Annotated in this window: 11 protein-coding genes and 1 tRNA gene; 8 read left to right on the forward strand and 4 right to left on the reverse strand. The window is 56.0% G+C overall.

The features are described 5' to 3' along the window. The first annotated feature begins 46 nt into the window (after window positions 1-46). The 5 genes from SH287x_RS07780 to SH287x_RS07800 are packed head-to-tail and all read left to right on the forward strand — an operon-like array spanning window position 47 to window position 7,652. Window positions 47-2,566 carry a hypothetical protein gene (locus SH287x_RS07780; RefSeq protein WP_479518086.1) on the forward strand — a complete coding sequence of 840 codons (2,520 nt, stop codon included), beginning with the start codon at window positions 47-49 and terminating at the stop codon, window positions 2,564-2,566. Beyond that, the gene (locus SH287x_RS07785) at window positions 2,563-4,461 is read left to right on the forward strand and encodes a hypothetical protein (RefSeq protein WP_479518087.1); all 1,899 of its coding nucleotides are present in this window, start codon (window positions 2,563-2,565) and stop codon (window positions 4,459-4,461) included. The genes SH287x_RS07780 and SH287x_RS07785 overlap by 4 nt, the downstream gene beginning before the upstream one ends. Before the next feature lies 1 nt (window position 4,462). Then, the gene (locus SH287x_RS07790) at window positions 4,463-6,229 is read left to right on the forward strand and encodes a hypothetical protein (protein ID WP_479518088.1); all 1,767 of its coding nucleotides are present in this window, start codon (window positions 4,463-4,465) and stop codon (window positions 6,227-6,229) included. Between the two features lie 18 nt (window positions 6,230-6,247). Next, window positions 6,248-7,450 (forward strand): glycosyltransferase family 2 protein, encoded by a 1,203-nt coding sequence (locus SH287x_RS07795; RefSeq protein ID WP_479518090.1) that lies wholly within the window; start codon window positions 6,248-6,250, stop codon window positions 7,448-7,450. Further along, the gene (locus SH287x_RS07800; RefSeq protein ID WP_479518091.1) at window positions 7,440-7,652 is read left to right on the forward strand and encodes a hypothetical protein; all 213 of its coding nucleotides are present in this window, start codon (window positions 7,440-7,442) and stop codon (window positions 7,650-7,652) included. Before SH287x_RS07795 ends, SH287x_RS07800 begins: the two co-directional genes overlap by 11 nt. Window positions 7,653-7,724: 72 nt before the next feature. On the opposite strand, the gene SH287x_RS07805 is transcribed toward SH287x_RS07800, so the two are convergent. From SH287x_RS07805 to SH287x_RS07820, 4 genes are all read right to left on the reverse strand, one after another. After that, complete coding sequence (locus tag SH287x_RS07805; RefSeq protein ID WP_479518093.1) at window positions 7,725-8,327, reverse strand: hypothetical protein; 603 nt, start codon at window positions 8,325-8,327, stop codon at window positions 7,725-7,727. 21 nt (window positions 8,328-8,348) lie between these two features. After that, entirely contained in the window at window positions 8,349-9,239 is an 891-nt protein-coding gene (locus SH287x_RS07810) for a hypothetical protein (RefSeq protein ID WP_479518095.1), read from the reverse strand. Between the two features lie 152 nt (window positions 9,240-9,391). Then, complete coding sequence (locus tag SH287x_RS07815) at window positions 9,392-9,865, reverse strand: hypothetical protein (RefSeq protein ID WP_479518096.1); 474 nt, start codon at window positions 9,863-9,865, stop codon at window positions 9,392-9,394. Window positions 9,866-9,876: 11 nt separating this feature from the next. After that, complete coding sequence (locus tag SH287x_RS07820; RefSeq protein ID WP_479518098.1) at window positions 9,877-11,085, reverse strand: DNA polymerase Y family protein; 1,209 nt, start codon at window positions 11,083-11,085, stop codon at window positions 9,877-9,879. Window positions 11,086-11,149: 64 nt separating this feature from the next. On the opposite strand from SH287x_RS07820, the gene SH287x_RS07825 reads away from it, so the two are divergent. The 3 genes from SH287x_RS07825 (at window position 11,150) to SH287x_RS07835 (ending at window position 12,821) form a co-directional block, all read left to right on the forward strand. Continuing rightward, a tRNA-Leu gene (locus SH287x_RS07825) sits at window positions 11,150-11,249 on the forward strand. Between the two features lie 114 nt (window positions 11,250-11,363). Then, window positions 11,364-12,110 carry a hypothetical protein gene (locus tag SH287x_RS07830; RefSeq protein ID WP_479518099.1) on the forward strand — a complete coding sequence of 249 codons (747 nt, stop codon included), beginning with the start codon at window positions 11,364-11,366 and terminating at the stop codon, window positions 12,108-12,110. 159 nt (window positions 12,111-12,269) lie between these two features. Next, window positions 12,270-12,821 (forward strand): hypothetical protein, encoded by a 552-nt coding sequence (locus tag SH287x_RS07835; protein WP_479518100.1) that lies wholly within the window; start codon window positions 12,270-12,272, stop codon window positions 12,819-12,821. The last annotated feature ends 25 nt before the right edge of the window (window positions 12,822-12,846 follow it).

Raw genomic sequence — 12,846 nt, forward strand, 5'->3', positions numbered from 1 at the left:
AACAAATGGAAGCCGAGGCCGACGCCCAGGCGAAGAGGAATGAGTGATGGCCAGCAGCTTCACGTTGAACCTGAAATCGAACATCGCGGAAGGTCTGGACTCAGCGAGTGCCAGCGCCGCCCAGTTCGCACAACAGGGCGTGACACCGGCCATTGCTTCCACGCGCCAGCTTTCCAAAAGCGGGGAAGAACTGCGGGCTGTCCTGCGGGAGGTGTTTGAGGAGAACCGCCAGCTCACGAGTGCGATGCAGCAACAGGCCGAGAGCGTCAAGACAGTCACGGAAGCCCAACGCGAACAGGTGATCGTCATCACGGAAGTTCGACGGGGATTGATTCAGACGGCGGAAACGGCCGTCAGCCTGGTGAACAACACGCGGGAACTCTGGGCGTCCACGAAGAAATATCGCGAGGAACTGGGCGAGGCGAAAGACAGCCTGGAAAAGACAGCCGTTGGCCAGCAACTGGTCACCACGGCCTCTCTGCGGGCATTGGCCGTAATTCCGAGAGTCGGGGCGGCGCTCTCCGGGTGGGCAACGGTGGCACTAGCTGTTGTGGGTTCTTTCAAAGCACTGCATGCGGTGCTGGAAAACACTGGCGTTTCTGTCGACGCACTGGGAAAACGCTCGTCGAACTTCTCTCGTTCGGTCGAGATGGCAGCCTCGAAAGTCAGCCAAGCCACCTATGGGATGACACGAAGTCATCGGGCTTATGCCAGTGCGATTTCACAGACCTACGAAGATACGATTCAGCCGACATTGAAGAAGATCGGGCAGTCGATCGACAAGGAAGTCACGTTCTATTACGGGGAAGCGACTCGACAAGCGGGAGAATGGGCCGATGCCTCCATTCGCGCGGGTGAAGCCGCGCTGTGGCTGGCTCATGTTGCGGGTGGTGGCAAAGAAAATCTGGAAGACTATCGGAAGAAAAATCAGGAAGATTACGACACCGATAATCGCCAAGCTCAGGTCGACACAAAACAGGCGGCAGCACAAGAAGGGTTCGCCCAACGTCGACAGCAAAATGAAGCTGATGAAGCGTCAAGGGCGCGTCGGGCAGAGATGGAGCGAGTGGCCGCCATAAAAACAGCAGAGCAAGTTCAAGGAGAACTTAGCGACCTGCAAAGCAAGTTTGGCCAGAGAATTGCAGACGGGCTTAAGAGGACTGAACCGCAAAAAGACAAACAGGGGAAAGAGATTTCCCTGACAGAAGACGAGTTAGCAGCCAACGATGAATGGGCCGCATTCACGGAGAAAGAGAAAGCACTCAAGGATCGAAAAGACGCACTCGAAAAAGAAAAAGCCGCCGCTGAAATAGAGCAAGCGGAAAAGTTGAAGCAAGAGAGAATTGAACTGGCTAAAAGTCAATACAAAGCTCAAGGCGAACTCAACGTTCAGTTTTTACGATCGCAGTCTGAAGCTGAGATTGCCGCTGCAAAAGCTTCTGGCGCCACCGCCGAACAAATCCAGTCTCTCCGGCTGCAATTGATTCATGCCGAGCATGCGGAAAAGCGTCGAGTGGCATTAAACGACATGGAGCGATTGGAAGCTGACGCCGATCGTCAGAAGTCACTGGCTCAGTCCGCCCACGACTACCGCATGGATCTCCTGACACAGGAGACTGAGCAGTCACAGAAAGCGGCAGAAGTACGCCAGAAGATGGCCGAAAGCGAAGCGGTTGCACAGGCCGCATTCAACGCCACCTCAGCCGCTGGCAGTGTCGATGCCCGGATTCGTGGTTTGGAGCGGGAAGCGGCGCTAGCGGGTCGCAAAACTAAAGACCTGAAAGAAGCGGCCCGCATTGAAGAAGATGCGGCCAAGAAGATCGCCAAGGTGCGGGAAGAGGCCATCGAAAAAGAAGGCAGCGAAGCCGAAAAGGCAGCGAAGACAGAACTGGAACGGCAGGAAGCCCGGCAAAAGACGCTTCAGCGGCTGTTGGAACAACGCATCAAAGCGGAGGTCGACGCCGAAGCCCGGAAGTTGAAGCTGGTCGATGATCTGGAAGCCCAGGCAGAACAGGCCAAAGAAGCGAGAAAACAAGCGGCACAGAAGGCATTGGAAGGAGCGGGATTCAACCCTCAGGCTTTCATCCAGCAGCAAGATCCCCGCAAAGTAGCGGCCCGACTCGCCAAGCGGGCAGGTGAGCAGGCAGGACAAAAGGCGGTCAAGGAGTTCAACTCCGACAAGAAGAACCAGCAGGCGTTTCGGGATGCAGGGACGGAAGAGAAAAAACGAATACTGCGTCAACGAGACCTGGCACGAAAAAAAGCGATCCAGCAGGAGGAGCGGCGGGTCAGAACGCAACTCACTCGGGGCCAGGTTGACCCGCAGCAGCTCGCACAGGCTCAGGCCGACGTGGCAAAGCAGACGTTGGAAGGCCTGAAGGGGGGCAACCAGAACCAGCAGGATCTGCTGGGGTCGGCCAAAGATCAAGTCAAGCAAACCGCCGAAATCCTGGACACCCAGGCTGCCATCCAAAAAGACATTGAAGCCCTCAAGGCCCAACAGAAGGTCGTCGGCCAGAACGCCGCCGCCCAGCGGCAAGCGGCTCAGCGAAGGAGCACGCGATGACTGTGCGGATGCAAATACAAGTTGAGCCGTTTGGCGAATTCACGGAACTCGACCTGCAAGATTTGGCGTTATCCAATCTGAAGTTGCAGGTCAGTTATGAGCATGCGGCCCGGCTTACCTTTTCTGTGGTGGCACCCCAGCACGCTCAACCAATCGAGTATTGGTTTATCCGTCTCTGGCTCGATGGAGAGACCATCAGGGGAGCAGCTCAATCGGCCAGCAACCCCCTTTTTGAAGGGTTCGTGGAGAGCATTCAGCCTGTCGAGAGCAATCGTATCGACTACGAATGTTTCGATTCGACCTATCGTGTGACCAAAGAAGTCGTGGTGTTTAACGCACCCTGGGAACCGGGAAATCCCAGCGAGGGGCAATGGCCATATCCAACAGTCGGGGCACTGCCGAGGTTGGTCTACAACTGCAAGAACGACGCAGACGACGATTACGCGCACAGCGTCGGCAGTGATGGCACTGTGGGTCAGATTCTGGCCGGCGTCCTGGAATACAGTTATCACCCGTTGGTCTGGCGCAACGCAGCCCCTGGGGATGGCACCGTCGAAGCGGCAGAGATTCCGTTTGTCGATGCCGATCTGGCCCCGTTTGACTTCAAGCCGCAACAGAAGCTGGTGTTCCAGTCCGAGGGGATCAGATCAGCGTTAGAGCGGGTCAGGCAGTTTGATCCCCGCATGCGCATGCTGTTCGAGCCGGGTAGCCGCAAGTGGCGATTCCTCAAGATTGACGCCTCGCCCGAGGTGACGTTGCGGCTCAACGATCCCGCCGTCACGTTCCCCGTGCTGTCGATGCAACTCCAATCGTCCATTGAAGAGTGTCATTCGGCTGTGAGGGTCTACGGCCCCGAGACGAACACGCTGGAAGTGTTTCACTGGACTCTGCCCGCCGAAGACGACATTGACCCGCCAGTGAATTCACTCATGCCGTTGGGTGATCCGGTGAATCTCCAGACATGGGGCGACAGTTCCGGATATCACACCGAACAGGCTTGGCACCGCTGGCAGATCATCCCAGCGGTGAAACGTCGCGGGGCAGCTCTCCTGCCCGAGTATATCACGATCCCCGTTGGCCCCTATCAATTCAACAACGTGAAGCGGCCTGTGATTCAGGTGTCGTATAATCGCGGCGGTTCCTGGGTGACGGTCGAAAGCGTGTGGTTCGATTTCTTGAACGGCATCGCGACGTTCCAGGGGACGTTGCCCTATTACCAGCATCCGACCGCCCGACCGGGCACGACTCAGACGGTTTACGCTCCCTCTGCCGTGCGCATCATCTGGGCACCGTACGCACCCTGCCTCGAAGTTCGCGTGCCGGAATCGGGCTGGGAGGGGACGGCCTTCACTTCAGCGGGGTTGACTCGTGAGCTTCAGGAGTACAGCGAGTTTTTATCCACCGGCAAAGAGTGGGGAACCCCCGTCACCACTGCCGCCCGCATGGAGCAGTTCCGTAAGTACGCCCGATCCGTGCTGGACGAGCAGAAAGACATCGTCTGGGTAGGTGGTGCAACTCTGGACGGTCTGGACTTCTCATTCACTGGACTCAATCGCCGCGTCTCCATGACCAGTGGCAACGGGGCTGGTGGCACGATGGCTACCGGCTGGGAACAGATCAAAGCTGTCGTTACAGACGTTGAATACGACCTCTCCCAAGGGCTGACATCGATCACCTTTTCAGGCGACTGGGCCGAATTGCTGGGGCAAGATCCTGCCGAACTGCGGGAACGCCTCAAGATCCGGGCTTTAGAGCAAGTGACACTCTACGCCGGTCAGACGCTCACGTTCGATTTGTTCAAGACCTTCAAGGGTTACAAGGTGCGTGAAGTGGTGGGCGTGACGCATCACAGCCGGATTGCGTACCTCGACCCAGAAACTGGGATGGAGCAGTAAAATGACGACGCCATTCCGGACATCCATGCAGGAGCTAAATGCCCTCAGACAAGATGTGGAGATTGCAAAAGTCGATATCGAACGGCTCTGGCGGAACATCCGGCGTCAAAGCGAAGGCGTGCCAGTTGGCGGGCCATGGCCACCGGTCAACTTCACCGGGCCGTGGGAGCCGGAGGAGGAGCCTGAAAATCCTTGCGGTTGCCCCGAGTGTTTTGAAGTCGTTTTCAGCGGAGCCACCGGAGGTGCGGCGCCGCTCAATGGAACGCATCGACTGACATCCAACGGCACGTCCAATCCGTGCACCTGGTCGAACGAAGCTCACACAATTGGTGTGAGCGTGGACGACGAAGGGGCGTCAATTGTGGTGGGTGTCGGCGGTGCGACCTACACTTACGACGGTGATTGCGAGTCGCTGAGTGGGTCTGTCGAATTGCCGAAGGACGCGGAGACCGGATTGCCGACGCATCCCACCTCCGCCGTCCTCAGCGCTGTCAGCTGTGACGAAGGCACTGGCTCTGGCTCAGATAGCGGCACCGGTTCAGACTCGGGAACAGGCAGCGACTCTGGAACGGGGTCAGACACCGGCTCTGGCTCAGATTCTGGCACCGGTTCCGAGACCGGATCTGGCACGGGTTGTGAAATTGAAGAGCGCTGGACATGGATGGCCGAAGACGCCATGTGGAACGGCGGTGACGGCTTCTGTCCCGAGGGTTGCCGGGCCTGCCCACCAGATCGTGTGGGAGCCTACGACGGCGAAGTGGCCTATACGCCCTGCACACAGCCATATATGGAAGAATGCCCGCCGCTGGAGACGGGCAGCGGGAGTGAATCGGAAACCGGCAGCGGCTCAGATTCGGGGACTGGCTCAGACTCTGGCACCGGCTCAGAGACCGGCACTGGCACCGGCCCGACGTGCGTGTCGACTCAGGCGTGGGAATGGAATGGTTACTCGGAGCCGGGACACTGGGATCAATGGGGGTCATCGCCCTGCTGGTCGATTGAATCCGGCTGCGATGCCTGCCCGCCTGATTACGACGGCGAATACACTGGCCAGTACGCGGAAACGCCCTGCCAGCCCATGCCGCTGGACTGCGACGGCAGCGGCTCAGATTCCGGCACTGGGAGTGAATCAGGGACGGGGAGTGATAGCGGCACCGGCTCTGACACCGGCTCTGAGACAGGCACGGGCACAGGCACGGGCACAGGTTCTGGCAGCGAGTCAGAAACCGGATCGGAGACTGGCAGCGGCACGGGCGGCGGGAGTCCTTGCGTTGCGGGATACTCCACCCTGCTGGTTTATGGCCCGCTATATATCGACGGAATGCACTTCGTGTGGGGCGATGGTGACCACGGATCGAATTACTACTCCGTGGGTTCGCCGCCTGCCTATATCACTTGCGGGGTCGGTGGAAATTTGATTCTGAAATATCTCGGTGATGTTTTTATTGACATTCTGATATTCACGGGCAGCGACTACTCCGGGGAAGAGTACTACGCCTACCGTGTGGCCACGCCCCCACCGTTGCGCGTCACTGACGGGTCAGGTCTGGACGGGGAATTTACATGGCACCCATCAGGCCCGAACGGCCCTGCGTGGTACTGGGATGTCATCCCTGAGTGGAACATCTTTGCGTCGCCCGGCCCGACAGCACCACCGACCACTGCGACCACTTTAGTGGTACGCTACAACGACACCACGATGGATTCTTGCACGAGCAGCGACGGTATCTATTGGTATGGCGGGGCAGCCACGATTTGGCTCGCCTGATTTTCAAGGACTAGATAAATGAACCCAAAACTGACGATCGGCATTCCGACATGCTGCGACTATAAACGCCTCTGGCACACGCTGGCGGGGCTGCATAAAGACCGTCTCGCATTGGCCGTTGTCGATGACGTGGAACTGCTCTGCGTCGACAATTCATTGACCATCCCGGACAAAGTACGTGGCCAGAAACATGCCAGCAAAGCGAAAGAGCGGCTCAGCGAGTTACCTAACGCGAAGTACATAGAGTTCACAGAAAGCGCCGGCACGGCCCCCACCAAGAATGAAGTCTTGCGTCAAGCCAGTGGCGACTGGGTGTTGTGCCTCGATTCCCATTGCGAACTGCCCCCTAAAGTACTGGAACGCATCCTGTCTTGGATCGACGCGAACCCGCTTAACGATGACATCCATCATGCGATGGAACTCCATCTAAAGATGGTCAACGACGACGGCACCCCCGCCGTGGTGTGCAGTCATCGCAGCGAACGCTGGGGAGCTGACGGCAACTTCGGCGTCTGCACGGCAGCGCCTCACACGCTGGCTTCAGACGCTCAGCCGTATAAGGTGGCCACCGCCGGTTGCGGGTTCTTTCTGGTACGCCGCGAATCATGGCTGGGCTTCCATCCCGACTGCCGGGGCTGGGGCGGTGAAGAGCACTACATTCAGGAAAAATACCGCCAAGCGGGCCGTCATGCGTGGGTGCATCCCGAGTTCCAGTACGTCCATCAATACGGCGATGTGGACGGCTCACCCTATGCCGGCAAAGACTTCACCACCAAAGCCCGCAACGCGCTGCTGGGCTATCAAGAACTGGGCTATCCAGAACTGTCCGGAATCAAAGCCGCCCACGTTCAGCCACGACGCATGAGCGAACAGCAATGGGCAGATCTGACCAAAGAACTGGCCATTGTGGAGCGGGGCCGGGGCAAAGATCCGCTCCCACCAAAGCCGCTGACAACTCAGCAAGTCACCCCCCAGCCATCGAACCTGCTCAATAAACCGTTGATGCCGGGTGAGAAAGAACTGCTGGAATCCTTCCCCTGTCCTCACAGACGGGGCCGAGCCGGAGCCGTGATGTGTAACATCGGCTGCCCCAGCATGCAAAGCCAGGAAGTCACGATCTTCGACTGTTCCCAGCACGGCTTAGTCACGCTAGGGAAAAGAAGAAAAGGCATCATCAACTGCCTCACCTGCCAGAGTAAAGGCTTGATCCATGTTGGTTGATTGGCTGTTTATCGTTTTGTATTTTCTCGCCTTACTTCCGGTCATTTGGGCGATCATCGCCAACCAGCGAGACTGGGCCAGATACCAAGGGGATTGCAGCCGTGTGAATGAAGAATGGCGGCTGGAATGCGAGAGAGCCAAGCGAGACGGCCAGCCGCTTCCCCCGCCCCCGATTGGAGCGGGGGATTATGTGAGTTGGTGAACGCGAACTTTGATTCCACGCGGAATCACTATCACACCGGAGATTCACTCGGGGCTGTGATTATTCCTGCGACTAAAGATGCACGGTATCGGTTGGTGGTTCTTGCTTGACCTGGTGAACTGGGTTTTGAGGATCAGGGAGAGAAGCAGCTTCTGACATGGTTGAACCCGTCGACTTAGATTCTGGCGGAAGACCGCTTAGGCCTTGGCAAGGGTGGGCGTTTTTAATGAGGTCGAACCACGTTTTCAGGTTTTCACCAACATCCTTGATTGACTCGAACACAACAACAGCAGCCACTGCCATCGACCCCATGCAGACAAGAGCGGCGAGATTCGCCGGTATTAGACCCACGGAAACCTGAATGATGGAAACAACAAAAGTTGCCATCACTGCCCAATAGAGTTTGTTGGATAGGACTTGCAGAGGTTTGTAAATCTCAAGATTTCCGTAAGACTTATTTTTCTTTTCAAACCGTTCAAAGTACTCCCTTGAGTCGTACACATGGGATTTCATGTGGGTGACAATGAACGTGTAGGACGCCAGGAGGAAGCCTGATAGTGTTAAACTAGCACTAAAAAAAGGCTCCATGAGCTTCTCTGCATAGAATGTATGAAGAGGATCAGCCCGGAAGAGCCAATTCATCACTTCTATGAAAAAATTCGCAAGAGAGTTCATGGAGCGTGTCTTTTAGAGAGCTTACAAGTGTGGATGGCTTTCAAGCAGTTTCGTCATCTTCATCAGTTGCTCTGACTCCGAAATCTTATCCAGCCTCAAAACGGTAGAAGTTGCAAGATTGTCAAAATCGTCAACCCCTAGAACATCGACCGGAGCGCTGTCTAAGTAGAATATGCCGTCTTCGCCGTCCTCAGTAACGCCAGCAACACGCATTTTTGAAGTGTTGTCATAACCGATGATGGACTTGATTTTGTCAAAAATCTTAACTCCCGAAACACCCGCTTTCAGCTTGACTGTCCTCCTCTCGTATTGCATTTCATCAGTCAGCGGGGCTGACTCATTACTTATATCTTTTGGGCCTTCGATCACATACTGAACTTCATTCACCCTCGAAAGAGTTGACACCAACTCCTCAAACGACTCACGACGATGAACAATCGCGAATTCCAAGGGTGCTCCACGCTTGATGCGTAGCCTGTTGGTTCCGCGGTCCAGGTGAGAAGTCAGGTCGCCTTGACAGCAGTCGGATCTTACGATGTCATCATAGCATTCTTTCATAAATTGCCCGAAGCGGTTCAGTGACTGGGATGCTCGATAGTGTTGATATAGGCCTCCTCCAGTCTCCAGGTCAAAAGTAAAGAAGTTGAAGTCAAACCAACTGGCACCTTCCTCGACTTCGCTGATTTCAACAATGATTTCCTGACCTTGCCCGCGTTTGATTACTGGCATCCTGTCGTGATCACGAATCGTCAGAAGCACTCCTGCACACTTGCCATCAATGATGTCAGCAAAAAGCATGCGGTTTTTGGAAAGTTCATGCCCACTAAGCGTTTTGAGATAATCGGCAAGGCATTCGAGAGAGCAATTATCGGCAGGAGTGGAGAGTCGAAATCCAAAGATTCTAGCTTGCATTTGTGGCCCTACTGAAGTTCGGTGAAGAGACGCCGAGATTTAAGTGGAGAGGCGAAGCGTCTGCAATTAGTGGAACCACTATTCGTACTTCCACTGAACATGTCGTGTTCGTATTCCTCCGTCATTTAACAGGTATCTGGTGCGCTCTCACCTCAGATGACCTGGTCGATCAACACTGGCATTCTGTCATGCCTGGTCATCACTTCGTAATAGTGCGTAGCGGGCATTGTGAGCATATAGACGTGCGGACGTCCTTGCTCATCACGAACCAGAATTCCTTGCACCCCTTCAGTGATCTGATACCAAACGCCTTTCTCCAGGCCGAGACAAGCGGGGATCGTGACGGGTTCTGGATGCAACCAACCCCATTTCCCTTCTGCGAGGCTCTCTTGTTTAGCCCATCCAGTGCGGTAAAGGCGTGACTCTTTGTTGTCACGATTGCCCCACTCGATGATCTGCAACTGGCCGTCCAGAATGATCGGCAACTGGGCTTTCTTGTCCCGGTACATGAATTTGTACTCGACGAGGCCCGAGAACATGTCGGTACTGCGACGGGATGAGAGGCTGTACCTTTCGATGATCTCGTCAGTGGCTTCGCGTGGTGGCAGGACGATTCCAGTACACATCTTGGTTTGCCTCAAAAGCACTGCTTGCCTCTAATGTCGCACACGTCGTACAACGCGAGAGGATCTTGATAGATGCCGTCCAGTGGCAGTGTGGCTGCGCTTCGCACGGCGGCGATTCCCAGCTTCGCATTGATCGACCGCCGCAAATCATCGACTTGAGAGGAGGCAGAAACATCAAACAATCCTCGCTGGTATGACTGGCGAGGCACCAGATGTTCTGCGACCAAATGCACATGAGTCGTTGGTTTAATGATCGGCAACAAAGCTTGATCGAAGGCGGTCAACGCAGCTTGTGAAATCGCTCTGAAAGCAGACTCTGGCGGGTCGAAAGGGACTCGCGTAGAGATGCCCCCACCATGCTTGAATGCCAGGTGAATCGACAACTCGCCGGTCAACACCTCGTGATAATCGAGTTCATCGACAAGTCGTTCCGAGTGCCGGGCGATCCAGGCACGCAACCGTGGTGGATCGCATGTCGTTTCGCCCATCGATCCACCACGGGAGACGGCTTTGTGTGCAGGCCGCTCCGTGTGGATCGACAAGACGGGCTGCCCCCGTAGCTCCCAGAGGATGCCTTCCCCTTTGATGGTTAGCAGGCGGCGAATCAGCACATGATCAGCGTTGGCATAATCCCAGCACGTCTTGATTCCATGTGGCTCCAATCGCGCCACTGAAGCGCGAGCGATTCCACATAACTCGTCTACCGGAAGGCGGCGAAGCAGCTCTTCAATATCGGTAGACGAATCGAGGACTTTGACACCACCCGGCTTGTGCACATCGCTCGCAAGCTTGGCAAGGCTTCGCGTGGGAGCAATGCCGATTGAAACGGACAGCCCCAGTTCATCCAGAATGCGTTTCTTCAACCGCTCAGGGTCGATCTGGTCGGCCTCGAAAAACATCTCGTCAATTGAGTAATACTCCACGGTGGGCGACTCACTCTGGATCAGAGCCAAGAGCTTGCGGGAAAGCACTTCGTACCACGCGAAATCGCGCTTCACCGCGATCACGTGTGGACAGAGCCGCACCGCATCCCAGATCGCGGTGCCGGTCTTAATCCCTGCCGCACGGGCTTCATAGGATTTTGCAATTGTGCAAGCCCCTTGGTTGCCCAAGACGATCACGGGCCGCCCCCGTAAATGTGGCCATCGAACCCGCTCCGCGCTCACGTAGAAGCAATCGCAGTCCAGGTGGCCGACACGGAGTGAGGTGCGTTTTGACATGCACGCATGTTTACACAAGTGCAACCACACGTGTCAATGTGTTCATTGTTTTTTGATTCCACCCGGAATCAAGATGGTTAACTCCCGAAGCTATCGAGAGACGCACAGGACTTAAAATCCTGGGTCTCGAAAGGGACGTGCGGGTTCGATTCCCGCCCGGGCCATTGAATACCCGAAATTCTCAGCAAAACGCTCATGAAATCTCCGCGTTAAAAACAGCGCGGCCCCAATGAAGACTCACCTGACCAAGCCCCTTGGGGCGAAGTGGGCCTTTCAGCATGTCTGGAACTATTAGAATCCAGTGCGGATGTGGGCGGAATCTCAAACTCAAAGAGACCGCCATAGGCAAAGCTGTCAAATGCCCGGCCTGCGGGGAACCGCTTAAAGTCACTCGCGCCAGCGATGATCACTTTGAAGATGCCGTGCTCTCGGTACTCAATGAGACACCAAAGGCCACGCCACCGGTCGAAGCTTCCTCCTGGCTGAAATCCGCCACGAGCTGGTTCTCTTCTTCCAAGCCATCCGTTTCTGATGCTCCCGTTGTTGTAGACCAGCCGCCGGCGCCTCTTGAAAAACTCTCCCAAGAGGAAATGGGTTCTTACGTTTCTACGGTCGCTAAGAAGCCTTCGCTTTATAAAAAGCTGTCCGCCAAGCCAGCGATTTCCTCAGGCGAAATGCGGGCCAAGCTGGAGCCGAAGTCTGCCTCGAAAGCGACTCTCACCACCATGATTTCCATGCTGTGCCTGGGAATGGTGATGGTCTTCGGAGCGGTGATTTATGGGCAAGTTCGCCCTCAATCATCCAGTGATTCCCTCGCTTCTTCCAGTGAGCCTCACACACAACCATATGCCCGAAGTGTGGCTCCCTCCTCGCTTGTGGCTACCAAGGCCGCTCCGGCTCCAGTCATTTCACAACAAGAATTAACGACAGCCATGGCGCCGCCGGTGACTCCACCACCTGTCAGCCCTTTGAAGCAAGCGGAATCGAGAATCTCCAGCCTTTGTGTCCTTGAAAGCCGCTTCTGAAGGCATGGCTGAGACTTCCCCATCAGTGGAGACATCGGCCTATGACGTCTCCCGTGTTGTTCCCCGGAACCTTGTTCCTGAGAGTTCGTCCGCAGGGTCTGGACGGATCTGGATAGATGGATACACGCGGAGTTTCAGTACGTCCACCAATACGGCGACGTGGACGGCTCACCCTACGTGGGAAAAGACTTCACCACGAAAGCCAGAAACGCATTGATCGGCTATAAAGAACTGGGCTATCCAGAACTGTCCGGAATCAAAGCCGCCCACGTCCAGCCCCGGAGAATGAGCGAACAGCAATGGGCAGACCTGATCAAAGAACTGGCCATCGTGGAACGCGGCCGGGGCAAAGATCCCTTGCCAGCGAAGCCGCTGACAACTCATCGCGTCGCCCCCCCGCCGTCCAACCTGCTCAATAAACCGTTGATGCCGGGTGAGAAAGAACTGTTGGAGTCGTTCCCCTGTCCCTTCCGTGGCCGCCAGTCCGGGCAGATCTTGTGTAACATCGGCTGCCCGAGCATGAAGAGCCAGGCTGTCACCACGTTCGACTGCCGGAAACACGGCCTGGTGATCTTAGGAAAACGCCGGTCAGATCTGACCAACTGCCTGACCTGCCAGACACAAGATGCCCCGGAAGTCAATCAGTCCCACCGCCCGAAACCACCAGCCCCGCCCCCAACGATGCCATCCCGGCAGGTAAGCAGTGCCTGATTCCACGCGGAATCAATTTCCCGAA

It is taken from the genome of Planctopirus sp. SH287, assembly GCF_056500625.1.

What these genes read in the sequence shown, in the direction of transcription:
- SH287x_RS07780 (WP_479518086.1), top strand. Translation starts at nt 47, where the DNA reads ATGGCCAGCAGCTTCACGTTGAACCTGAAATCGAACATCGCGGAAGGT.
- SH287x_RS07785 (WP_479518087.1), top strand. Translation starts at nt 2,563, where the DNA reads ATGACTGTGCGGATGCAAATACAAGTTGAGCCGTTTGGCGAATTCACG.
- SH287x_RS07790 (WP_479518088.1), top strand. Translation starts at nt 4,463, where the DNA reads ATGACGACGCCATTCCGGACATCCATGCAGGAGCTAAATGCCCTCAGA.
- SH287x_RS07795 (WP_479518090.1), top strand. Translation starts at nt 6,248, where the DNA reads ATGAACCCAAAACTGACGATCGGCATTCCGACATGCTGCGACTATAAA.
- SH287x_RS07800 (WP_479518091.1), top strand. Translation starts at nt 7,440, where the DNA reads ATGTTGGTTGATTGGCTGTTTATCGTTTTGTATTTTCTCGCCTTACTT.
- SH287x_RS07805 (WP_479518093.1), bottom strand. Translation starts at nt 8,327, where the DNA reads ATGAACTCTCTTGCGAATTTTTTCATAGAAGTGATGAATTGGCTCTTC.
- SH287x_RS07810 (WP_479518095.1), bottom strand. Translation starts at nt 9,239, where the DNA reads ATGCAAGCTAGAATCTTTGGATTTCGACTCTCCACTCCTGCCGATAAT.
- SH287x_RS07815 (WP_479518096.1), bottom strand. Translation starts at nt 9,865, where the DNA reads ATGTGTACTGGAATCGTCCTGCCACCACGCGAAGCCACTGACGAGATC.
- SH287x_RS07820 (WP_479518098.1), bottom strand. Translation starts at nt 11,085, where the DNA reads ATGTCAAAACGCACCTCACTCCGTGTCGGCCACCTGGACTGCGATTGC.
- SH287x_RS07830 (WP_479518099.1), top strand. Translation starts at nt 11,364, where the DNA reads ATGTCTGGAACTATTAGAATCCAGTGCGGATGTGGGCGGAATCTCAAA.